This is a genomic window from Pseudorhodoplanes sp. (assembly GCA_032027085.1).
In the GTDB taxonomy this organism is placed as follows: Bacteria; Pseudomonadota; Alphaproteobacteria; order Rhizobiales; family Xanthobacteraceae; genus Pseudorhodoplanes.
Genome location: JAVSMS010000001.1, coordinates 2,009,681 through 2,032,453 on the forward strand (window position 1 = coordinate 2,009,681; position 22,773 = coordinate 2,032,453).

Consider the following 22,773-nt stretch of genomic DNA (forward strand, 5'->3'; position numbering starts at 1 on the left):
GGAATGAATATTCACGAGTATCAAGCCAAGACAGTCTTGCGGGATTTCGGCGTGCCGGTCCCGCGCGGAATTCCGGCCTTTTCGGTCGATGAGGCGGTGAAAGCCGCGCAGGAAATGGGCGGCCCGGTCTGGGTGGTGAAGGCCCAGATTCACGCCGGCGGCCGCGGCAAGGCGGGCGGCGTCAAAGTGGTGAAATCCATCGATGACGTGAAGAAGGAATCCCAGCGCATCCTCGGCTCGACGCTGGTGACGCACCAGACCGGCCCGCAGGGCAAGCAGGTCAACCGCCTCTACATCGAGGAAGGTTCGGCCATCGATAAGGAATTCTACCTGTCGATGCTGGTCGATCGTGAATCCTCGCGCGTCGCGATCGTGGTCTCCACTGAAGGCGGCATGAATATCGAAGAAGTCGCGCACGACACGCCGGAAAAGATTACGACCATCACCGTCGATCCGGTCACCGGCATCATGCCGCACCACGTCCGTGCGGTGTCGCAGGCGCTGAAGCTCGACGCCGAGCTGCAGAAGCAGATGAGCCCGCTTCTGACCAACCTTTGCAAGGCTTTTGTCGACACCGACATGAGCCTCCTGGAGATCAATCCGCTGGTCGTCACCAAGGACAAGAAGCTGATCTGCCTCGACGCCAAGGTTGGCTTCGACAGCAACGCGCTGTTCCGCCACCCCAAGATCGCAGAGTTGCGCGACGAGACGGAGGAAGACGAGAAGGAGATCGAGGCCTCCAAGTTCGATCTCAATTACATCGCGCTCGACGGCTCGATCGGCTGCATGGTGAACGGCGCCGGCCTCGCCATGGCGACCATGGACATCATCAAGCTCTATGGCGCCTCGCCCGCCAACTTTCTCGACGTCGGCGGCGGCGCCTCCAAGGAGAAGGTGGCAGCCGCGTTCAAGATCATCACCTCCGATCCCAAGGTAAAAGGCATCCTGGTCAACATTTTCGGCGGCATCATGCGCTGCGACGTGATCGCGGAAGGCGTAGTAGCGGCGGTGAAGGAAGTCGGTCTGAAGGTGCCGCTGGTCGTGCGACTTGAAGGCACCAATGTCGATCTCGGCAAGAAGATCATCAGGGAATCGGGCCTGAACGTTCTCCCCGCCGATGATCTCGACGATGCCGCGCAAAAAGTGGTCAAGGCCGTGAAGGAAGCCGCGTAATGTCCATCCTCATCGACAAGAACACCAAGGTCATCTGCCAGGGCTTCACCGGCAAGAACGGCACCTTCCATTCCGAACAGGCGATTGCCTATGGCACCAAGATGGTCGGCGGCACCTCGCCCGGCAAAGGCGGCACCACGCATCTCAACCTGCCGGTGTTCGATACCGTGCGCGAAGCTCGCGAAAAGACCGGCGCCGATGCTTCCGTGATCTATGTTCCGCCGGCGGGAGCCGCCGACGCGATCTGTGAAGCGATCGACGCGGAAGTGCCGCTCATCGTCTGTATCACCGAAGGCATTCCGGTCGCGGACATGATCAAGGTGAAGCGTTCGCTGTGCGGATCGAAGTCGCGCCTGATCGGGCCGAATTGTCCGGGCGTGATGACGGCGGGCGAATGCAAGATCGGCATCATGCCCGGCAACATCTTCAAGCCGGGCAAGGTCGGCATCGTGTCGCGCTCGGGCACGCTGACCTATGAGGCGGTGTTCCAGACCACGGCGGAAGGCCTCGGCCAGACCACGGCGGTGGGCATCGGCGGCGACCCGGTCAAAGGCACGGAATTCATCGACACGCTGGAAATGTTCCTGGCCGACCCGAAGACCGAAGCCATCATCATGATCGGTGAAATCGGCGGCTCGGCGGAAGAAGACGCGGCGCAATTCCTCAAGGACGAGGCTAAGCGTGGGCGCAAGAAGCCGATGGCAGGCTTCATTGCTGGCCGCACCGCGCCTCCGGGACGCCGCATGGGCCATGCCGGCGCGATCATTTCCGGCGGAAAAGGCGATGCGGAATCGAAAATTGCGGCGATGGAATCGGCCGGGATCAAGGTGTCGCCCTCACCCGCGCGGATCGGCAAAACGTTGGTGGACGTCCTGAAGGGATAAGCTTTTGACGTTGCAGCAGAAGCTGCAATGTTTCACGTGAAAAAATTCCTAGCGCGTATCTGCGACGGCAAAGCCCGCTTTTCGAAAAAACCCCGGAAAGCGGGCTTTGTCATGCTCATAGAAACCCAGTTCCTCGGACACGAGCACGCGTTGATCATGCGTGAGGACGCGTTCCTCGGGCGTTCCTCGCTGAGAGCAATGAAGCCCCCAACCGGGGACACGGGCACGCGGTAAATCATGCGCGAGGACCGCTCCTCGGGCATTGCTCGCTGAGCAATGGAAGCCCTCCTCCAGGGACACGAGCAGGCGCCTGGTCATGCGCGAGGCCCCGTTCTTTGGGGGGCCCCCGCTGAGCGATGGACGCCCTCATCCGGGGCCACGAGCACACGCTCATGCGTAAGCTGCCGGTCCTCATTCGCTGAGCAGTGGAAGAACTCAGCCGGCGGCTCCCGAAAGTCGGGCGCCCCTCTTGGATTTCGTGCCGGTGAAGTTGAAGGGTGATCCCGTGCTGTTGGACGGCTGTGAGCTCGTGTTGTTGGAGGGGTGTGTCCCCTGCCGTTGGAGGCTGCCGTTGGAGGGCCAGGATTCTCGTTCTGTTGGAGGGCTGGATCTGCCGTTGGAAGGGTGTGATTCCGTGTCGGAGGGCTGTGATCTCGTACTTTTGGAGGGTTGGGATCTTGTGCCGTTGGAGGACCGTGCATTTGCAGCCAAAAGCAGGCCAAGAAACGAATATCAATTCATTCCTTCGTCATCTAACGATAGCCCTATTAACCTCTTATCTGTAGAAGAGCCCAGCTAGGGATGATTTTGGGCCGCAAATGAGCCCATTTGCCGCCGCCGGGCGGCAAACAGACCATGATTCAGGACGCCAGATGTCACGCCAGGACGCGAACGCCGCCTTCGCTCTCACCTCGTTTCTTTACGGCGGAAACGCCGCCTATATCGAAGACCTCTACGGCCGCTATGAAAAGGACCCCTCCTCGGTCGATGCCGAATGGCAGAGCTTTTTCCAGAGCCTGAAGGACGACCCCGCCAGCGTTGCCAAAAATGCCCGCGGCGCCTCCTGGAAAAAGCCGAACTGGCCGTTGCGCGCCAACGGCGATCTGGTCGCCGCGCTGGACGGCAACTGGGCGGACACCGAAAAGGCGCTCGGCGACAAGATCAAGGCTAAGGCGCAGGTGCGCGGCGTCGATCTCTCCACCGCCGATGTGCAGCAGGCAACGCGCGATTCCATCCACGCGCTCATGCTGATCCGCGCCTACCGCGCGCGCGGCCATTTCCACGCCAAGCTCGATCCGCTCGGCCTCGAGCCGGAGAAGAACGAGGAAGAACTCGATCCGCGCACCTACGGCTTCGAGGAAGCCGACATGGATCGCAAGATCTTCCTCGACAAGGTGCTCGGCCTCGAATTCGCGACCATGCGCGAGATCATCGCCATCGTCCGCCGCACCTATTGCCAGACGCTCGGCGTCGAATTCATGCACATCTCCGATCCAGCGCAGAAGGCCTGGATCCAGGAGCGCATTGAAGGCAAGGACAAGGAGATCACTTTCACGCGCGAAGGCAAGCGCGCGATCCTGAACAAGCTCGTCGAGGCGGAAGGCTTCGAGAAATTCATCGATGTCAAATATACCGGCACCAAGCGCTTCGGCCTCGACGGCGGCGAATCGCTCATCCCGGCGCTGGAACAGATCATCAAGCGCGGCGGCCAGCTCGGCGTCAAAGACATCGTGTTCGGCATGGCGCATCGCGGCCGCCTGAACACGCTGACGCAGGTGATGGGCAAGCCGCACCGCGTGCTGTTCCATGAATTCAAGGGCGGCTCGGCGACGCCGGACGAAGTCGAAGGCTCCGGCGACGTGAAGTATCACCTTGGCGCGTCGTCCGACCGCGAGTTCGACGGCAACAAGGTGCATCTGTCGCTGGCGCCGAACCCCTCGCATCTCGAAATCGTCGATCCCGTCGTGCTCGGAAAGGTGCGCGCGAAACAGGATCAGCTTGGCGCCACGCCGGAAGACCGTTCAATGGCGCTGCCGCTGCTCATCCATGGCGATGCGGCGTTTGCGGGCCAGGGCGTTGTCGCCGAGTGCTTCGGTCTCTCCGAGCTGAAGGGCTATCGCACCGGCGGCTCGCTGCATTTCATCGTCAACAACCAGATCGGCTTTACGACGTATCCGCGCTATTCGCGCTCCTCGCCTTATCCTTCGGATGTGGCGAAGATGATCGAGGCGCCGATTTTGCATGTGAACGGCGATGATCCGGAAGCGGTGGTGTTCGCAGCCAAAGTCGCGATTGAATACCGGCAGAAATTCGCCAAGCCCGTCGTCATCGACATGTTCTGCTATCGCCGCTTTGGTCACAACGAAGGCGACGAGCCGGCTTTCACCCAACCGTTAATGTACAAGAAGATCAGGTCGCATCCTTCGACTCTTGATCTCTATGCCAGGAAGCTGATCGGAGAAGGCGTCGTCACCGAAGGCGAAGTCGACAAGATGAAGGCCGACTGGCGTGCGCGGCTGGAAGCCGAGCACGAAGCCGGCCAGGGCTACAAGCCGAACAAGGCCGACTGGCTTGACGGCCGCTGGGCCGGATTGAAGGCGGGCGGCGAGATCGACGAGCCGCGCCGCGGCAATACCGGCGTCGAGATCGATGCGCTGAAGGAGATCGGCCGCAAGATCACCGCGCTCCCGAAGGATTTCCACGCACACCGCACCATCCAGCGTTTTCTCGACAATCGCCGCAAGACGATCGAGAGCGGCGAGGGCATCGACTGGGCCACCGCGGAAGCGCTCGCCTTCTGCACCCTGCTGGAAGAAGGTCATCCGGTGCGCCTCTCGGGACAGGATTGCGAACGCGGCACGTTCTCGCAACGGCATTCGGTCTTGTTCGACCAGGAAACCGAGGCGCGCTACACGCCGTTCAATCATCTGAGCGACAAGCAGGCGCGCTACGAAGTGCTCAATTCCATGCTCTCGGAAGAAGCCGTGCTTGGTTACGAATATGGCTATTCGACCACCGAGCCGAATGCTTTGACCTTGTGGGAAGCGCAGTTCGGCGACTTCGCCAACGGCGCGCAGGTGGTGTTCGACCAGTTCATCTCCTCCGCCGAGCGCAAATGGCTGCGCATGTCCGGCCTCGTCTGCCTGTTGCCGCATGGCTATGAAGGGCAGGGGCCGGAACATTCCTCGGCGCGACTCGAGCGCTTCCTGCAGATGTGCGCGGAAGACAACATGCAGGTGGCCAACTGCACGACGCCGGCCAACTACTTCCACATCCTGCGCCGACAATTGAAGCGTGAAATCCGCAAGCCCTTGATCCTGATGACGCCGAAGTCGTTGCTGCGCCACAAGCGCGCCACCTCGCGGCTTGAGGAAATGGGCGCCGGGGCCACCTTCCACCGGGTGCTGTTCGACGACGCGGAAATTCTCAAGGGCGAGACCATCAAGCTCGCCGCCGACAGCAAGATCCGCCGCGTGGTTCTGTGCTCCGGCAAGGTCTATTACGATCTCTACGAGGAGCGCGAGAAGCGCGGCATCGACGACGTCTATCTGATGCGCGTCGAGCAGCTTTATCCGTTCCCGACCAAGGCGCTGGTGCATGATCTGGCGCGCTTCAAGCACGCCGAAATCGTCTGGTGCCAGGAAGAGCCGCGCAACATGGGATCGTGGTTCTTCGTCGACACCTTCCTGCGCTGGGTGCTGGAGCAGATCGGCGCCAAGCACAAGACGGTGCGCTATGCCGGCCGCCCGGCTGCGGCGGCGACGGCGACTGGTTTGATGTCAAAGCACCTGGCACAGCTCAAGCAATTGCTCGACGAGGCGCTGGGGTAATCCTTCATCCGTCATCCTGAGGCGGCCGCGAAGCGGCCCTCGAAGGATGACGGCCACCGACCGGGCCGTTCATCCTTCGAGGCTCGCCCCTTCGGGCTCGCACCTCACGATCGCGGTTCAAGAGAACAGGCAGACTGAGACACAGGCAGACTGACACAATGACCGACATCCGCGTTCCCACTCTCGGCGAATCCGTCACCGAGGCCACCATCGGCAAATGGTTCAAGAAGGCCGGCGACGCCGTCGCGGTTGACGAGCCGCTGGTCGAGCTCGAGACGGACAAGGTGACCATCGAGGTGCCGGCGCCTGCCGCCGGCGTACTCGCAGAGATCGCGGTGAAGGACGGCGAGACCGTCGCGGTCGGCGCGCTGCTCGGCTCGATCAAGGAAGGCGCGGGCGCGGCGCCGAGCAAGACGACGCCGGCGCCGACCGGCCAGCCTGAGCAGAAGACCGCGACCACGGCGCCGATCGGCGCCGGCGCCGAGCAGACCAAGCCGCGCGCGGATGCCAAGCCTGCGGACGCGACGCTGGCGCCGTCGGTGCGGCGGCTGGAGGCGGAAAGCGGCGTCGATGCCTCAACCGTGCCGGGCTCCGGCAAGGATGGCCGCGTGACCAAGGGCGATATGCTGGCCGCGATCGAACGCGCCGCTTCCGCGCCGATGCCGGTCGGCCAGCCGGCGGCGAGCGTGCAGGTGCGCGCGCCCTCCATCCCCGACGACGCTGCGCGCGAAGAACGCGTGAAGATGACGCGGCTGCGCCAGACCATCGCGCGCCGCCTGAAGGATGCGCAGAACACCGCAGCCATGCTGACGACCTTCAACGAGGTCGACATGAAGCCGGTGATGGATCTGCGCGCGCAATACAAGGAGCTGTTCGAGAAGAAGCACGGCGTGAAGCTCGGCTTCATGGGTTTCTTCGTGCGCGCCTGCGTGCAGGCGCTGAAGGAGATCCCGGCGGTGAATGCCGAGATCGACGGCGCCGACATCATCTACAAGAATTATTATCACATCGGAATCGCGGTCGGCACCGAGAAGGGTCTCGTCGTGCCGGTGGTGCGCGACTGCGATCACAAGTCGCTGGCCGAGATCGAGAAGAGCATCAGCGATTTCGGCCGACGCGCGCGCGACGGCAATCTCAAGATCGAGGAGATGCAGGGCGGCACCTTCACCATCACCAATGGCGGCATCTATGGCTCGCTGATGTCGACGCCAATCCTGAATGCGCCGCAATCCGGCATCCTGGGCATGCACAAGATCCAGGAGCGGCCGGTGGCGATCGGCGGCAAGATCGAAGTGCGGCCGATGATGTATCTCGCGCTCTCCTACGACCATCGCATCGTCGACGGCCGCGAGGCGGTGACGTTCCTGGTGCGGGTGAAGGAGAATCTGGAAGACCCGGCAAGGATTGTGCTGGATCTGTAATCTGTTGTTCGTCATTGCCGGGCCGCCGCGCAGCGGCGTGACCCGGCAATCCATCTTTTGAAGGATGGATGCCCGGGTCAAGCCCGGGCATGACAGAGAAACGAAGGCGTCATTTCATGTCCTACGATCTCATCGTCATCGGCACCGGCCCCGGCGGCTATGTCTGCGCCATTCGCGCGGCGCAGCTCGGGATGAAAGTCGCCGTGGTGGAGAAGCGCGCGACGCATGGCGGCACCTGCCTGAATGTCGGCTGCATTCCCTCCAAGGCTTTGCTGCATGCCTCGGAATTGTTTGAGGAAGCAGGCCACGCTTTCGCGAAAATGGGCATTGGTGTGAGCAAGCCCAAACTCGACCTGAAGCAGATGCTGACTTTCAAGGACGAGGCGGTCGACGGCAACGTCAAGGGCGTGGAATTCCTGCTGAAGAAGAACAAGATCGACGCCTTCCATGGCGCGGGCCGCATCGCAGCGCCGGGCAAGGTTGAGGTAAAGGGCAGCGACGGCAAGACGCAGGCGCTGGAGACCAAGAACATCGTGATCGCCACCGGCTCCGACGTGGCGCAGCTCAAGGGAATGACGATCGACGAGAAGCGCATCGTGTCGTCGACCGGCGCGCTCGCGCTGGAAAAGGTGCCGGAGAAGATGCTGGTGATCGGCGCCGGCGTGATCGGACTGGAGCTCGGCTCGGTGTGGCGGCGGTTGGGCTCGGAGGTGGTCATTGTTGAATTCCTCGACGTCGTGCTGCCGGGCATGGATTCGGAAGTGCGCAAGCAGGCACAGCGCCTGTTCGAAAAGCAGGGCATGACGTTCAAGCTCAATTCCAAGGTCACGGCCGTCGACAGTTCCGGCAAGAAGCTGAAGGCGACGGTCGAGCCGGCGAAGGGCGGCGCGGCAGAGACGATCGAAGCCGATGTAGTACTCGTGTCGATCGGCCGCGTGCCTTACACCGAAGGGCTCGGCCTGAAGGAGGCGGGCGTCGCGCTGGACGAGCGCGGGCGGGTGAAGACGGACGCGCATTTCGCGACCAATGTGAAGGGCATCTACGCCATCGGTGACGTGATCACCGGGCCAATGCTGGCGCACAAGGCGGAAGACGAAGGCATTGCCGTCGCCGAACTGATCGCCGGCAAGGCGGGGCACGTGAATTACGACGTGATCCCGAACGTGGTCTATACCTATCCGGAGATCGCGACCGTCGGAAAATCGGAAGACGAATTGAAAGCGGCGGGCACTGCCTACAATGCCGGAAAGTTTCCGTTCACCGCGAATGGCCGCGCCAAGGCGAACCAGAAGACCGAAGGCTTTGTGAAAATTCTGGCGGATGCCAAGACCGACCGCGTGCTCGGCGTGCATATCGTCGGCGCCGATGCCGGCAATATGATCGCGGAAGCGGCGGTGGCGATGGAGTTCGGCGCCTCATCCGAAGACATCGCGCGCACTTGCCACGCGCATCCGACGCTGCCCGAGGCAGTCAAGGAAGCCGCGCTCGCGGTGGAGAAGCGGGCGATCCATATGTGATTGATCCCTCTCCCCGCAAGCGGGGAGAAGTGAAAGCTAGGCGCGCGGATGCGCCGCTTTATACGCATCCAGCAGCCGCTCGGTATCCACCGCCGTGTAAATCTGTGTCGTCGACAGCGACGCGTGGCCCAAAAGTTCCTGGATTGCGCGCAGGTCGCCGCCGCGCGACAACAGATGCGTTGCGAAGGAGTGCCGCAACGCGTGCGGGGTTGCGGAGTCGGGCAGCCCGAGCGCGCCGCGCAGACGCTCCATTGTCAGTTGAATAATGCGCGGGGACAGCGGCCCGCCCTTGGCGCCGACGAAGAGCGGCGCGTCGTCAGGCAGATCGTAGGGGCATTGCGCAATATAGTCGGCGATGAGTTGCAGCACGGGACGCAGCACCGGCACCATGCGCGTCTTGTTGCCCTTGCCGGTGACGGTGATGACATCGCCGGCACCCGGCGCGGGCACGTCCTTGCGCGCGAGGCCGAGAGCTTCGGCGATGCGCAGGCCGGAGCCATAGAGCAATGCGAGCACCGCGGCGTCGCGGGTGAAGATCCAGGGCTCGCGCTCTTCGCCGGCGCGCAGGTCAGTGTCAGAGATGCGTTTTGCCGACGGAACGGTGAGCGGCTTCGGCAAGGTTTTCGGCACCTTCGGCGCGCGCACCGCATTGAGCGCGGCGACCTTGCCCTTGCCGTCGCGCTCCAGAAAGCGGGCGAAAGAGCGCGCGCCGGCCAGTTCGCGCATGAGAGAGCGAGCACTGAGGCCGTCGCCGCGGCGCGCTGCCATGAAGGCGCGTATGTCCTGCGGAGCGAGCGCGGCGAGATCTTTCAGGCGCGGTGCTTGCCCGAGATGTTCGGCCAGGAAGGAGATGAACCGGCCGATGTCGCGGGAATACGCCTCAAGTGTTTTCGGCGACATACGTCGCTCGGCCGACAGATGCTGCAGCCAGCGTCTGATCTCGGTGGCGGTGTCGGAGGACGCGGGCCATTTGTTTGGGGCAGCAGTCATAAGCGCCTACATAATCCCGGTTATTCCGGGCAAGCGGCCGCAGGCCGCGAGACCCGAAACCCATAACCACCGGCTTTTCCGAATCCCGAAGACAGTGGTTATGGGTCCCCGCTTTCGCGGGGACGACAATGAGAGGTTTTTCTTCACCCTTCCTTAAATCCCCGGAATCGGGCGAGTGTCACTGCATGGCGGCCAAGATCGTCGATGTTCTGGTGCCGATCGCGCTCGATCAGGCCTATTCCTACCGCGTGCCGGCGGGCCTGACGCTTGCGGCCGGCGACGTGGTGGCCGTGCCGTTCGGCGCCAGGGATTATGCCGGCGTGGTGTGGGGCGAGGGCCATCCGCGGCCGGGCCTGCACAACAAGCTGAAGGAGGTCACCGACAAGCTCGACGTGCCGCCGCTGAAGCCGGAATTGCGCAGTTTCATCGACTGGGTCGCAGGCTATACGCTCGGCGCGCGCGGCATGGTGCTGCGCATGGCTTTGCGCATGGGCGAGAATCTCAGCCCCGCGCGCGAGAAGGTCGGGGTGCGGCTCGCGGGCCCCGCACCGCAACACATGACCAAGGCGCGGGCGCGGGTGATGCAAACACTCAGCGACGGCCTGTTGCGGGGGAAGAGCGAAGCCGCGCAGGAGGCCGGCGTCTCGGTCGGCGTGATCGACGGGCTGATTGACGAAGGCACGCTGGAGACGCTGGTGCTGCCGCCGGAGCCGGTGGCGCAGGCGCCCGATGCGGATTTCCTGCAGCCGGAATTGACGCAGGCGCAGGCCGCAGCCGCCGACACCTTGCGCGAGATGGTGGCGCGGGGCGGCTTTGCCGCGAGCCTGATCGATGGCGTCACCGGCTCGGGCAAGACCGAAGTCTATTTCGAGGCGGTGGCGGAGAACATCCGGCGCGGCAAACAGACGCTGATCCTGATGCCGGAGATCGCGCTGACCACGCAATTCCTCGACCGCTTTTCCGTGCGTTTCGGCGTGCGCCCGGCGGAATGGCATTCGCAGCTTGGCGCGCGCAAGCGCGCGCGCACCTGGGCGGCGGTGTCGGAGGGTGAAGTCAGCGTGATCGTCGGCGCGCGCTCGGCATTGTTCCTGCCCTATGCCGATCTCGGGCTGATCATCGTCGATGAGGAGCACGACCAGGCCTACAAGCAGGAAGACGGCATTCATTATCACGCGCGCGACATGGCGGTGGTGCGCGCGCACGAGGCGCAGATTCCCGTCATCCTCTCGTCGGCGACGCCGGCGGTGGAGACCGAAGTAAACGCGCGCCGCGGGCGCTACATACGACTCTCCTTGCCGCAGCGTTTCGGCGGGCAACACATGCCGCATATCGAAGCCATCGACATGACGCGCGAAGGCCCGCCGCGCGGGCGCTTCATCGCGCCGCGGCTGGTCGAGGCGGTGAAGATCGCGATGGAACGCGGTGAACAGGCGCTGCTATTCCTCAACCGGCGTGGCTATGCGCCGCTCACGCTGTGCCGCTCATGCGGGCACCGGCTCGATTGCCCGAATTGCGATGCGTGGCTCGTAGACCATCGATTCAAGCGGCGGCTGGTCTGCCATCATTGTGGCTTCTCCAAGCCGTTGCCGCAGACGTGTCCGAAATGCGAGGCGACGGAATCGTTTGCGCCGATCGGGCCAGGCGTGGAGCGCCTGCAGGAGGAAGTGGCGACGCTGTTTCCGCAGGCGCGCACCATCATTCTTTCCAGCGATCTCGTGGAATCGGTCGAGCGCCTGCGGCAGGAGCTCGACGACGTGGCTGAAGGCCGTTTCGACATCATCATCGGCACGCAGCTTGTGGCGAAGGGGCATCATTTTCCCAAGCTCAATCTCGTCGGCATTGTCGACGCCGATCTTGGGCTTGCGAACGGCGATCCGCGCGCGGCCGAGCGCTCGTTCCAGTTGCTGCATCAGGTGGTGGGCCGCGCCGGGCGCGAGGCCGGGCAGGGCGTTGGATATTTGCAGACGCATCAGCCGGAACATCCGGTGATGCGCGCGCTGATCGCGGCGGACCGCGACGCCTTCTACGACACCGAAATCGCAGCGCGCGAGAAGACCGCTTATCCACCGTTCGGGCGGCTGGCCAGTCTTATCGTATCAGGCGGCGACAAGTACGAGACGGAAGCCTTTGCGCGCAAGATCGCAAGCAGCGCACCGCTCGACGAAAGCGTGCGTGTGCTGGGCCCGGCGGAAGCGCCGCTCGCGGTGGTGCGCGGCCGGCATCGCCAGCGGCTCTTGATCAAATCGCCGAAGGCGTTCGACCTCTCCGGCTACATGCGCGGCTGGCTCAGCCACGCGCCGAAGACGCGCGGCACGCTGAAGCTGGAAGTCGATATCGATCCGCAGAGTTTTTATTAGACATGCGAGACTGAGAAGGTAATCGCTTGCCGTAGCAGTCGTGATAAGCAAATATCCTTATTGAGGGCGGACACCCAGCTTGCATCGGGTTGCCGGCTGACGAGCAGGGGGGCAACATGCGCGGGTTCATTGCTTACGCCAAAGCCGTACCTTTACTCAGAATCTTCGGCCTGATTGCGTGCACCGCTGTCCTAACTCAAGGATCGTTCGCATTCGCCGACGGCTCATCTCTTCCCTATGGCGGCGGCGGCCGCATCAAGCCTGGAGAGATTATCAAAAAATATAACCAGTCGGGCGAGCTGTTCCGCATAGAAGGCAGTTGCCAATCATCGTGCACTATGCTGCTCGCAATCAAGAATGTCTGCGTCGATCCCAACGCCAGACTTCTATTCCATGCGGCGCTCTTTCCGAACGAGAAAGGTCAGAAGCCGCCGCCGGCAAGGCAGGCAGCCATGCTGAATTCGTACAATGCGAAGCTGCGCAACTATCTCGTTGCGAACCATTATGTCGATACGTTCGAATTCCACGCCATCTCGGGTCGCGACATCATTCAGAAATTCGGCTATCGGGCGTGTCCGGGCAAATAGAAGCGCGGATGCCTTGGTGAAGTTGCCGAAACAAACAGCGCGCCCGACAGATGCGGCGAGGTGCCGACGCCCGGGCTGCCATAAGTGACCTGATCGCGCGTCTTCGCCCACGCGATAAAGTCCTGCGGCGTTTTTGAGGGCACGTGCTGGCTCGCCACCAGCGCGACATTCGGCAATTCGTAAGTCAGCGAAGCGGGAACGATGTCGCGCTCCGGGTCGAACGGCATCTTGGCATAGAGGAACTGGTTGATCGCAAAATGCCCGATGGTCGCCGCACCCAGCTATAGCCATCCGGCGCCATCTTCGCCACCGCGTCGATGCCGGTATTGCCGCCCGCGCCCGGGCGGTTCTCGATGACGAAGGGCCGGCCGAACCGGCTCTGCAACTGCTCCGCATAGAGGCGGGCGAGCACGTCGGCCAATCCTCCGGCCGGATACGGCACGATGATACGTACCGGTTCTGTTCGGCCAGGTGCCGGCATCAGCGTTTTGCGCGAAGGTCGGTGTCGCCGCGAGAGCAGCCAAGGCATTGCCGAGCAGGGCGCGGCGCGTGATCGACCGGCGCAGGGTCATGGGCGTTTTCCCCGGCAGGAAGACAAGGCAATCCTGTGCAAACGCGTGCAGGCCATCAGATCATGTTCGGGGCCACTTATCTTGTCGCCCTGATAGCGGCGGTCTGCTTCGGCGACCGGTATCGCCTCACCACTGAACGCAATCGTCGCGCCGATCGCCGTGCACTAGTGCTGCGCGGGGGTCTGCGCCGGTTCCCCGTTCGATGCGCTTGCCCGCAATGCCCGTTCCACGCTGGCGACGTAATGAACGGCGCGGCCGCGCAGGCCCGGCAACCCGAAGGAGCGCCGCACATGCGGACGCACGCCGGCGAAATAGACCTTGCTGCCGGCCTTATGCAGGCGGTGCACGAAACGCTCCAGCGCCGCGGCGGCGGTGATGTCGATGAAGGGCACGTCGGAGAAATCCAGGATGAAGACGCGTGGTGGCTTCACCACACGATCGAGAATGAGGTTCACGCGTGCGGTCGCGCCGAAGAAGAAGGCGCCGCTGATGCGATAGGTCATCACGTTGCCATTGCGCAGTCCCTGATAGGGCGGGCGGCCATCGGCGCGGTCGGAGGTGTCTTCACGCACGAATTGCGGATCGCCTTCCACCTCGATGGTCTCGGCCATGCGATGCAGGAACAGGAAGGAGCCGAGCACGACGCCGACACCGATACCGGTGAGCAGATCGTAGAAAATCGTCAGCAGGAAAGTGGCCAGCAAAATCAGCGCGTCGGCGCGCGAGGAGCGCAGCAGGACCGCGAACTCGGCTTTGTCCGCCATCGACCATGCGACCACGACAAGCACGCCGGCGAGCGCGGCGAGCGGGATATAGGCGACCAGCGGCATCGCAAACAGAACGAAGAGCAGCAGATACAGCGAATGAAACATGCCGGCGACGGGCCCGCGCGCGCCGGCGCGGATATTGGTCGCGGTGCGGGCGATGGTGCCGGTGACGGGGACGCCGCCGCAGGCCGCGGCTGCGAAATTGCCGACGCCCTGCGCCACCAATTCGCAGTTGGAGCGATGCCGGCGCCCGGTCATGCCGTCAGCCACCACGGCTGACAACAGGGATTCGATGGCGCCGAGCAATGCGATGGCAACGGCGTCAGGAAAAACGGCGCGCAGCTTTTCAACGCTGAAAGTCGGGATGGACGGCGCCGGCAGGCCCGAGGCGATGGCGCCGAAGCGGGTGCCGATGGTTTCGACGTTGAGCTGCAATCCGGCCGTCATGATCGCGGCGAGCACGACCGCGATCAGCAGCGACGGCCAGTTCGGCCGGTAACGCCGCACAAGCAGGATCGTTGCGATGGAGAAGACCGACAGCGCAACCGTGACCGGGCTGATGGTGCCGATCGCGTTCCATAACGCCGCGACTTTCGGCAAAAATTCCGCCGGCTCTTTGTCCAGATTCAGACCGAGAAGGTCGCGCAATTGCGTGACCATGATGATGGTGGCGATGCCGGCGGTGAAGCCGACCGTCACCGGATAGGGGATGTATTTGACGTAGGTGCCGAGCTGCAGAAAGCCGATCACGAGCAGGATCAGGCCGGCGATCATGGTGGCCAGAACCAGGCCGTCATAGCCGTGCCGCGACACCACCAGCGCGACCAGACTGATGAAGGCCGCCGCCGGGCCGCCGATCTGGAAACGGCTGCCGCCGATAAGCGAAATCAAGAAACCGCCGACGATGGCGGTGTAGAGGCCGCGCTCCGGACTGACGCCGGCGCCGATGGCGATGGCCATGGAGAGCGGCAGCGCGACAATGGCGACGGTCAGACCGGCAAGGGCGTCGGCGCGCAGGCCGGCCACACCGTAGCCTTCCCGCAATATTGTGACCAGCTTGGGGGTGAAGAGATCGGCAAAAGCCGGTTCACGGCGGCCATGTGCCGCCGGCAAAGGAGCGTGCATTCCTGATCCTCAAGGAAGGGCAGGCGAGGGGGAACACGTCCCTTAGCGCATTTCCCGGTGATTTGGTGGCTCGGGCGAAATTTATTTCTGTTTTGAGGAGCTTCGCACTCAGGTGACGAGCTTCAAACCAATGATGCCCCCCAAGATCAGGCCCACGCAGCCGAGCCGCAGGACGGTGGCCGGCTCGGCGAACAGCACGATGCCGAGAATCACAGTGCCGACGGCGCCGATCCCGGTCCAGACCGCATAGGCGGTGCCGACCGGCAGGGTTTTCAGGGCCAGGCCGAGGAAGGCGAGGCTCAGGATCATGGCCAGAATGGTGCCGACGGACGGCCAGAGGCGCGAGAAGCCGTCAGTGTATTTGAGGCCGATGGCCCAGCCGATCTCGAACAGGCCGGCGATCACCAGATAGGTCCATGCCATGACGAAGCTCCTTCGTGAGCGCGCCGGCGCGGCGCGCTGGCAGGGCCGTCCCTACCGGTGCCGGGGAACTTTGCGAGGCCGCCCTCGCCGCTCGAAGATAGAGCCGGCAGGCCGCCTTTCAATCGGCGGCGCGGGCATGTGCGACCTGCAACCAGAGACACACAAGCTGCTCAAATCCCGCCATTCCGGCCCTTCACATTGTTGCACCGCATGGCGTGGCGTGTTAGCACCGCCTCGATTTTGCAGGGACTCCGGGGCGTTCCGTGATGTCCAGCAAACATCGGAATTCCCTCTTGGATTCCAATGGTTTACGCCGCCGCTCCGGCGACGGCGTCAGGCCTGCGGATTGACCATTTCAGACGAGTTGCAATGGCAGGCGAACAACCGATCGTATCCGGCATGGCAGGCCGCTACGCGACCGCCCTATTTGAGTTGGCGCTGGAGGAAAAGGCGCTCGACAAGGTCCGCAAGGATCTCGACAGCTTCAATGCGCTGCTCGGCGAAAGTCCCGATCTGACGCGCCTGGTGCGCAGCCCGGTCTTCGGCGCCGACGAACAGGCCAAGGCACTGGCCGAAATCCTTAAGAGAGCGAAAGTCGAAGGCCTCGCGGCGAATTTCCTGAACGTGGTAGCGAAGAACCGCCGCCTGTTCGCGGTGCCGCAGATGATCGCCGCCTTCCGCAAGCTGGTCGCCCAGCATAACGGCGAAGTCTCCGCCGACGTCACGGTCGCCGAGCCGCTTAGCGATACGCATCTCACCGCGCTGAAGGGCGCGCTCAATTCCATGACCGGCAAGGATGTCGATCTGAACGTGAAGGTCGATCCCGCCATTATCGGCGGCCTTGTGGTCAAGCTCGGCAGCCGCATGGTCGACAGCTCGCTGCGCACCAAACTCAATTCGATCAAATACGCGATGAAAGAGGCACGCTGATGGATATCCGCGCCGCAGAAATCTCCGCGATCCTGAAGGATCAGATCAAGAATTTCGGTCAGGAGGCGGAAGTCTCCGAAGTCGGCCAAGTGCTGTCGGTCGGCGACGGTATCGCCCGCGTCTACGGCCTCGACAATGTGCAGGCCGGCGAGATGGTCGAGTTCGAAAGCGGCGTGCGCGGCATGGCGCTGAACCTCGAAAGCGACAATGTCGGTATCGTTATTTTCGGCTCCGACCGCGAGATCAAGGAAGGCCAGACCGTCAAGCGCACGCGCTCGATCGTGGACGTGCCGGTCGGCAAGGGCCTGCTCGGTCGCGTGGTCGACGCACTCGGCAATCCGATCGACGGCAAGGGCCCGATCAAGGCCGACAAGCGCGAACGCGTGGACGTGAAGGCGCCCGGCATCATTCCGAGAAAGTCGGTGCATGAGCCGATGGCGACCGGCCTCAAGGCCGTGGACGCGCTGATCCCGATCGGCCGCGGCCAGCGCGAGCTGATCATCGGCGACCGCCAGACCGGCAAGACCGCGATCGCGCTCGACACCATCCTGAACCAGAAGCCGCTCAACGCCACCGGCGACGAGAAGATCAAGCTGTATTGCGTCTACGTCGCGGTCGGCCAGAAGCGTTCGACCGTCGCGCAATTCGTGAAGGTGCTGGAAGAGCAGGGCGCGCTCGAATACTCCATCATCGTCGCCGCCACCGCCTCCGACCCGGCGCCGATGCAGTTCCTGGCGCCGTTCGCCGGCTGCACCATGGGCGAGTATTTCCGCGACAACGGCATGCACGCCGTGATCATCTATGACGACCTGTCCAAGCAGGCCGTCGCCTACCGCCAGATGTCGCTTCTGCTGCGGCGTCCGCCCGGCCGCGAAGCCTATCCGGGCGACGTGTTCTATCTGCACTCGCGCCTGCTCGAGCGCGCGGCGAAGATGAACGACGACAACGGCGCCGGCTCTCTGACGGCGCTGCCGGTCATCGAGACGCAGGCGAACGACGTGTCGGCCTACATCCCGACCAACGTGATCTCGATCACCGACGGCCAGATCTTCCTGGAGACCGATCTGTTCTATCAGGGCATCCGTCCGGCGGTGAACGTCGGCCTCTCAGTGTCGCGCGTGGGTTCGTCGGCACAGACCAAGGCGATGAAGAAGGTCGCCGGCAAGATCAAGGGTGAGCTCGCGCAATACCGCGAAATGGCGGCCTTTGCGCAGTTCGGCTCCGACCTCGACGCCACCACCCAGCGCCTGCTCAACCGCGGCGCCCGCCTGACCGAGCTTCTGAAACAGCCGCAATTCTCGCCGCTGAAGATGGAAGAGCAGGTCTGCGTGATCTGGGCCGGCACCAACGGCTATCTCGACCCGCTGCCGGTCAACAAGGTGCGCGATTTCGAGACCGGTCTGCTGACGCTTCTGCGCACCAAGCACAACGACATCCTGGAGGCGATCCGGACCTCGCGCGATCTCGATGACGCGACCGCCGGCAAGCTGAAGGCTGCCGTCGACGGCTACGCGAAGACGTTTGCGTGATGAACGGCATGTGGGCCAACGCCTCTTTCACCCTCCCCCTTGCGGGGAGGGTCGGCGCGCGTAAGCGCGCCGGGGTGGGGGTCTACGCGATGTTCACCGCAGTTACCCCCCTCCCCAGCCCTCCCCCACAGGGGGGGAGGGAGCGGGCTGGAGCAAGTGGATAAGACATGGCTTCTCTCAAGGACATGCGTGTCCGCATCGCCGCGACCAAGGCGACGCAGAAGATCACCAAGGCGATGCAGATGGTCGCAGCGTCCAAACTGCGGCGCGCGCAGGCGGCGGCGGAAGCCGCGCGACCTTTCGCCCAGCGCATGGACCGGGTTCTGGGCAACATCGCCGCGACCGTCACGGACTTCGAATCGGCGCCGAAACTGCTCGGCGGCACCGGCAGCGACCGCGTGCATCTCCTGATTGTCTGCACCGGCGAACGCGGACTGTGCGGCGCCTTCAATTCGGCGATTGGGCGTCTGGCCCGCGAGAAAGCGAATGCGCTGCTGAGCGAAGGCAAAGAGGTCAAGATCTTTTGCGTTGGCCGCAAGGGCTACGAGCTTCTTCGCCGCTCTTTCGAAAAGAACATCATCGACCATATCGACCTGCGCAGCGTGCGCAATCTGCAATTCGAGCATGCCAACGGCATCGCCGAAAAGATCATCGCGCTCTATGAGCAAGGCGGTTTTGACGTCGCGACCCTGTTCTACTCGCAGTTCAAATCCGTGATCGCGCAGATCCCAACTGCCCAGCAGGTCATTCCGCCGGTGTTTCCGGAGGCGGAAAACGGCGCGGCGAAGGGTCCGGACGTGTCCTATGAATACGAGCCGGATGAACTCGACATTCTCGGCGAACTCTTGCCGCGCAATCTCGCCGTGCAGATTTTCCGTGCGCTGCTTGAGAACAACGCCTCCTTCTATGGCGCGCAGATGACCGCGATGGACAACGCCACGCGCAACGCCGGCGACATGATCCGCAAGCAGACCATCACCTATAACCGCACCCGCCAAGCCATGATCACGAAGGAACTGATCGAGATCATCTCCGGCGCGGAAGCGCTCTAAAGACACGATTTGTAGCGAGGACGAGCAATGGCCAAAGCCGCAGCCGCAGGCAAACCCAACAAGACCGGACGCATCACCCAAGTGATCGGCGCCGTGGTCGACGTGCAGTTCGACGATCATCTGCCGGCAATTTTGAACGCACTGGAGACCGATAACGGCGGCAACCGCCTGGTGCTCGAGGTTGCGCAGCATCTCGGCGAAAACACCGTGCGCACCGTCGCAATGGACGTGTCCGAAGGTCTCGTCCGCGGACAGGAAGTGGCGGATACTGGCCAACCGATCTCTGTGCCGGTCGGTGAAGGCACGCTCGGCCGCATCATGAACGTCGTCGGCGAGCCGGTGGACGAAGCCGGCCCGATCAAGGCGGAAGCCAAGCGCGCCATCCACCAGGACGCGCCGGCCTACACCGATCAGTCGACGGAAGCTGAAATCCTTGTCACCGGCATCAAGGTCGTGGACCTGCTTGCGCCATATGCGAAAGGCGGCAAGATCGGCCTGTTCGGCGGCGCCGGCGTCGGCAAGACCGTGCTGATTCAGGAACTGATCAACAATGTCGCGAAAGCCCACGGTGGTTATTCGGTGTTCGCCGGCGTCGGCGAGCGCACCCGCGAAGGCAACGACCTCTATCACGAGTTCATCGAATCCGGCGTGAACAAGAAGGGCGGCGGCCAGGGCTCCAAATGCGCCCTGGTGTACGGCCAGATGAACGAGCCGCCCGGCGCCCGCGCCCGCGTCGGCCTCACCGGCCTCACGGTCGCGGAGCACTTCCGCGATCAGGGCCAGGACGTGCTGTTCTTCGTCGACAACATCTTCCGCTTCACGCAGGCGGGTTCGGAAGTGTCGGCGCTGCTCGGCCGTATTCCTTCGGCGGTGGGTTATCAGCCCACCCTCGCGACCGACATGGGCGCGCTGCAGGAACGCATCACCACGACGCAAAAGGGTTCGGTCACCTCGGTGCAGGCGATTTACGTGCCGGCCGACGACTTGACCGACCCGGCGCCTGCAACGTCGTTCGCGCACCTGGACGCGACCACCGTGCTGTCGCGCTCGATCGCTGAAAAGGGCATCTATCCGGCGGTGGACCCGCTCGACTCGACCTCGCGCATGCTGTCGCCGCTGGTTGTCGGTGAGGAGCATTACGCCGTGTCGCGTCAGGTGCAGCAGATCCTGCAGCGTTACAAGGCGCTGCAGGACATCATCGCCATTCTCGGCATGGACGAGCTGTCAGAAGAGGACAAGCTGACGGTGGCGCGCGCCCGCAAGATCGAGCGCTTCCTGTCGCAGCCGTTCCACGTCGCAGAAGTGTTTACCGGCTCGCCCGGCAAGTTCGTCGAGCTCGCCGACACCATCAAGGGCTTCAAGGGACTGTGCGAAGGCAAGTACGACTATCTGCCGGAAGCGGCCTTCTACATGGTCGGCACGATCGAAGAAGCCGTCGAGAAGGGCAAGAAGCTCGCGGCGGAAGCAGCGTAACTACTCCAATGTCGTCCCCGCGAAAGCGGGGACCCATGGCCACCGGGTCCCAATTGAATTCAGTGGCTATGGATTCCGGCTCTCGCGCTGCGCGCTCGGCCGGAACGACGAAAATCGAGGTTTGTCATGGCCACCTTCCACTTCGATCTCGTTTCGCCGGAGCGTCTGCTGTTCTCGGGTGAAGTCGAGCAGGTCGATGTTCCCGGTTCCGAAGGCGATTTCGGAGTGCTCGCCGATCATGCGCCGATGGTTACCATTGTGCGGCCGGGCATCCTGACGATCTACAGCAACGGCAAAGAAGAGAAAGTCGTGGTACTCGGCGGATTCGCTGAAGTCGGTCCTACCGGCCTGACTGTACTCGCCGACGTGGCCGACACTGTCGAGGACATGGATCGTGCCGTGATCGCCAAGCAGATCAAGGAAACCGAGAAGCGCATGGCGGAGCTGGAGCAGGGGACGCCACTCGACAAGGAAGTCGCGCGGCTCGATCACCTCAAGGCGCTGGATTATCACCTGCACGGCACCGCGATGCATTGAGCGGCGAGAGCCGGAGACCTGAGAAAAGGCCGGGCGATGCCCGGCTTTTTTTTTTACGTTGCGCGCTTCATTTGTCATGCCCGGCCTTGTGCCGGTCATCCGTGTCTTAAGACATGACAGCCAGGAAAGACGTGGATGGCCGGGACAAGCCCGGCCGTAACGAGATGGTTACCCCGCAAAAGCCGGCGTTGTTGAAGGAGTCGTCGCGCCCTCGACGGTTGCATGCAGATGCTTCACCAGCGCGTCGTCAAGATTGAGCCGCGCCGCCAGAAGACCGAGATAGGCGCGCTCCGACGCGTTATCGACATCGATCGCCAGCAGCGAGGCGGCGTAGATGCTGGCCGCCTCCTCCGGCGTTGCCGCCGCGCGCGCCACCGCGTCCACATCGAGCGGCTTGCGCAACTCATCCATCACAAAGGCCTTGTCGTCGGTGGACAAAGGCAGCTTGTCCATCTCGGCGAAGATCGCGGCCTGTTCCTTGGCGTCGATATGGCCGTCAGATTTCGCCGCGGAGATCATCGCGCGCAGCAAATGGCGGCTCAGCGACTGCTGCTGCTCGGCCTGTACCGGCGCGAAAGGCGTATCCTTCGGTGGCGGCAACAGTCCGGCCGGGGCGCTCTCGACGGTCGATTGCGCGACCGTCTTGCCCGATTGCCAGTTCTGATAGGCCTTGTAGGCAAGCGCCCCGACCACGGCCATGCCGCCGAGCTGCAAGGCTGTGGCAGACATCTTGCGGCCCTGCTTGGAACCGAGCAGCAGGGCGACGAGACCGCCGGCGACTGCGCCGCCGCCAATGCCGCCCAGATTGTTGCCGACGGCATTTCCCAGACCGCCAGCGACGCCGCCAAGGCTGCTGCGAGGCTGCAGGTTGGGCTGATTGTTGGCCGGCGTTCCGAGAAATTGATCGAGCAGGTTCTTGGCATCGAACATCGTGGTGGGACCTCCCGTAAATGACAGCTTCACCTAGGGAGTGCCGTCGGCCGCTTCACGGCAGGCGCATGCGGCCAAACGTCTCGGGTGTATTCCCGCTCAGACAAGGTGCGCGAAGCTTTGCGCGACCTGGTCGTAAACCGGCCGCTTGAAGGGAATGATCAGGCCGGGAAGATTCTCAAGTTTCTCCCAGCGCCAGTCGATGAATTCAGGTTTGTGCGCGCCGCCAGCCGGGTGCGCGATGTCGATCTCGCTCTCGTCGCCGGTGAAGCGCAGGGCATACCATTTCTGTTTCTGGCCGCGATATTTGCCCTTCCAGGCCTGGCCGACGATCTCGCGTGGGATGTCGTAGAACAGCCAGTCCGCGATCTCGCCGATTTTTTCGACTGAGCGGATATTGGTTTCCTCATAGAGTTCGCGGAGCGCCGCGGGCCACGGGTCTTCGCCATCGTCGATGCCGCCCTGCGGCATTTGCCAGGCGTGGGTCTCGTCGACATGCTCCGGGCCTTCGCTGCGGCGGCCGATGAACACAAGCCCATCGCGGTTCAGAACGGCGACCCCGACGCAGGGGCGATAGGGAAGATCTTCGAAGCGGGGCATTGCAATGTCACCTGTCGTCCCGGCCAAGCGAGTGCAAGCCTGACTTGCACTTTGGTGCGTTAAATCCGCCTCGTCC

Annotated in this window: 19 protein-coding genes; 12 read left to right on the top strand and 7 right to left on the bottom strand. The window is 63.2% G+C overall.

What is annotated here, in order from left to right; genetic code table 11:
- Nucleotides 1–3: 3 nt before the first annotated feature.
- From sucC to lpdA, 5 genes are all read left to right on the top strand, one after another.
- Nucleotides 4–1,173 (top strand): ADP-forming succinate--CoA ligase subunit beta, encoded by a 1,170-nt coding sequence (gene sucC, locus RO009_09825; GenBank protein ID MDT3685327.1) that lies wholly within the window; start codon nt 4–6, stop codon nt 1,171–1,173.
- On the top strand, nt 1,173–2,057 hold the full coding sequence (gene sucD / locus RO009_09830) for a succinate--CoA ligase subunit alpha (protein MDT3685328.1): 885 nt from the start codon (nt 1,173–1,175) through the stop codon (nt 2,055–2,057). Before sucC ends, sucD begins: the two co-directional genes overlap by 1 nt.
- Before the next feature lie 872 nt (nt 2,058–2,929).
- On the top strand, nt 2,930–5,887 hold the full coding sequence (locus tag RO009_09835) for a 2-oxoglutarate dehydrogenase E1 component (protein MDT3685329.1): 2,958 nt from the start codon (nt 2,930–2,932) through the stop codon (nt 5,885–5,887).
- A gap of 158 nt (nt 5,888–6,045) precedes the next feature.
- On the top strand, nt 6,046–7,308 hold the full coding sequence (odhB, locus tag RO009_09840; GenBank protein ID MDT3685330.1) for a 2-oxoglutarate dehydrogenase complex dihydrolipoyllysine-residue succinyltransferase: 1,263 nt from the start codon (nt 6,046–6,048) through the stop codon (nt 7,306–7,308).
- Nucleotides 7,309–7,424: 116 nt separating this feature from the next.
- Nucleotides 7,425–8,825 (top strand): dihydrolipoyl dehydrogenase, encoded by a 1,401-nt coding sequence (lpdA, locus tag RO009_09845; GenBank protein ID MDT3685331.1) that lies wholly within the window; start codon nt 7,425–7,427, stop codon nt 8,823–8,825.
- Nucleotides 8,826–8,861: 36 nt separating this feature from the next.
- Here the strand turns inward: lpdA and RO009_09850 are convergent, their stop codons facing one another.
- The gene (locus RO009_09850; protein ID MDT3685332.1) at nt 8,862–9,815 is read right to left on the bottom strand and encodes a tyrosine recombinase XerC; all 954 of its coding nucleotides are present in this window, start codon (nt 9,813–9,815) and stop codon (nt 8,862–8,864) included.
- Nucleotides 9,816–10,000: 185 nt separating this feature from the next.
- On the opposite strand from RO009_09850, the gene RO009_09855 reads away from it, so the two are divergent.
- Both RO009_09855 and RO009_09860 read left to right on the top strand, forming a co-directional pair.
- Complete coding sequence (locus RO009_09855) at nt 10,001–12,172, top strand: primosomal protein N' (protein MDT3685333.1); 2,172 nt, start codon at nt 10,001–10,003, stop codon at nt 12,170–12,172.
- 116 nt (nt 12,173–12,288) lie between these two features.
- Complete coding sequence (locus tag RO009_09860; GenBank protein MDT3685334.1) at nt 12,289–12,759, top strand: hypothetical protein; 471 nt, start codon at nt 12,289–12,291, stop codon at nt 12,757–12,759.
- Here the strand turns inward: RO009_09860 and RO009_09865 are convergent.
- The 4 genes from RO009_09865 to sugE form a co-directional block, all read right to left on the bottom strand.
- Nucleotides 12,735–12,986: a tripartite tricarboxylate transporter substrate-binding protein gene (locus RO009_09865; protein MDT3685335.1), complete on the bottom strand. Its 252-nt coding sequence runs from the start codon at nt 12,984–12,986 to the stop codon at nt 12,735–12,737. The two genes, RO009_09860 and RO009_09865, sit on opposite strands and share 25 nt — an antisense overlap.
- Complete coding sequence (locus tag RO009_09870; protein MDT3685336.1) at nt 12,944–13,171, bottom strand: tripartite tricarboxylate transporter substrate-binding protein; 228 nt, start codon at nt 13,169–13,171, stop codon at nt 12,944–12,946. The genes RO009_09865 and RO009_09870 overlap by 43 nt, the downstream gene beginning before the upstream one ends.
- Before the next feature lie 324 nt (nt 13,172–13,495).
- Nucleotides 13,496–15,223: a SulP family inorganic anion transporter gene (locus tag RO009_09875; GenBank protein ID MDT3685337.1), complete on the bottom strand. Its 1,728-nt coding sequence runs from the start codon at nt 15,221–15,223 to the stop codon at nt 13,496–13,498.
- A gap of 108 nt (nt 15,224–15,331) precedes the next feature.
- Nucleotides 15,332–15,646, bottom strand: a complete 315-nt coding sequence (gene sugE, locus RO009_09880; GenBank protein ID MDT3685338.1) for a quaternary ammonium compound efflux SMR transporter SugE — start codon at nt 15,644–15,646, stop codon at nt 15,332–15,334.
- Nucleotides 15,647–16,015: 369 nt separating this feature from the next.
- Between sugE and RO009_09885 the strand changes: the two genes are divergently transcribed.
- The 5 genes from RO009_09885 to RO009_09905 all read left to right on the top strand — a co-directional run bounded on the left by RO009_09885 (nt 16,016) and on the right by RO009_09905 (nt 21,167).
- Complete coding sequence (locus RO009_09885; GenBank protein ID MDT3685339.1) at nt 16,016–16,576, top strand: F0F1 ATP synthase subunit delta; 561 nt, start codon at nt 16,016–16,018, stop codon at nt 16,574–16,576.
- Nucleotides 16,576–18,105 carry a F0F1 ATP synthase subunit alpha gene (atpA, locus tag RO009_09890; GenBank protein MDT3685340.1) on the top strand — a complete coding sequence of 510 codons (1,530 nt, stop codon included), beginning with the start codon at nt 16,576–16,578 and terminating at the stop codon, nt 18,103–18,105. Before RO009_09885 ends, atpA begins: the two co-directional genes overlap by 1 nt.
- A 167-nt stretch (nt 18,106–18,272) precedes the next feature.
- Nucleotides 18,273–19,157 (top strand): F0F1 ATP synthase subunit gamma, encoded by an 885-nt coding sequence (locus RO009_09895; GenBank protein ID MDT3685341.1) that lies wholly within the window; start codon nt 18,273–18,275, stop codon nt 19,155–19,157.
- Nucleotides 19,158–19,184: 27 nt separating this feature from the next.
- A complete protein-coding gene (gene atpD / locus RO009_09900; protein MDT3685342.1) occupies nt 19,185–20,630 on the top strand; it encodes a F0F1 ATP synthase subunit beta in 1,446 nt (481 codons plus the stop codon).
- A gap of 126 nt (nt 20,631–20,756) precedes the next feature.
- The gene (locus RO009_09905) at nt 20,757–21,167 is read left to right on the top strand and encodes a F0F1 ATP synthase subunit epsilon (GenBank protein ID MDT3685343.1); all 411 of its coding nucleotides are present in this window, start codon (nt 20,757–20,759) and stop codon (nt 21,165–21,167) included.
- Between the two features lie 168 nt (nt 21,168–21,335).
- On the opposite strand, the gene RO009_09910 is transcribed toward RO009_09905, so the two are convergent.
- Together RO009_09910 and RO009_09915 are read right to left on the bottom strand one after the other, a co-directional pair.
- Nucleotides 21,336–22,097 (bottom strand): tellurite resistance TerB family protein, encoded by a 762-nt coding sequence (locus tag RO009_09910; protein MDT3685344.1) that lies wholly within the window; start codon nt 22,095–22,097, stop codon nt 21,336–21,338.
- 99 nt (nt 22,098–22,196) lie between these two features.
- The gene (locus RO009_09915; protein ID MDT3685345.1) at nt 22,197–22,697 is read right to left on the bottom strand and encodes an RNA pyrophosphohydrolase; all 501 of its coding nucleotides are present in this window, start codon (nt 22,695–22,697) and stop codon (nt 22,197–22,199) included.
- Nucleotides 22,698–22,773 lie beyond the last annotated feature (76 nt).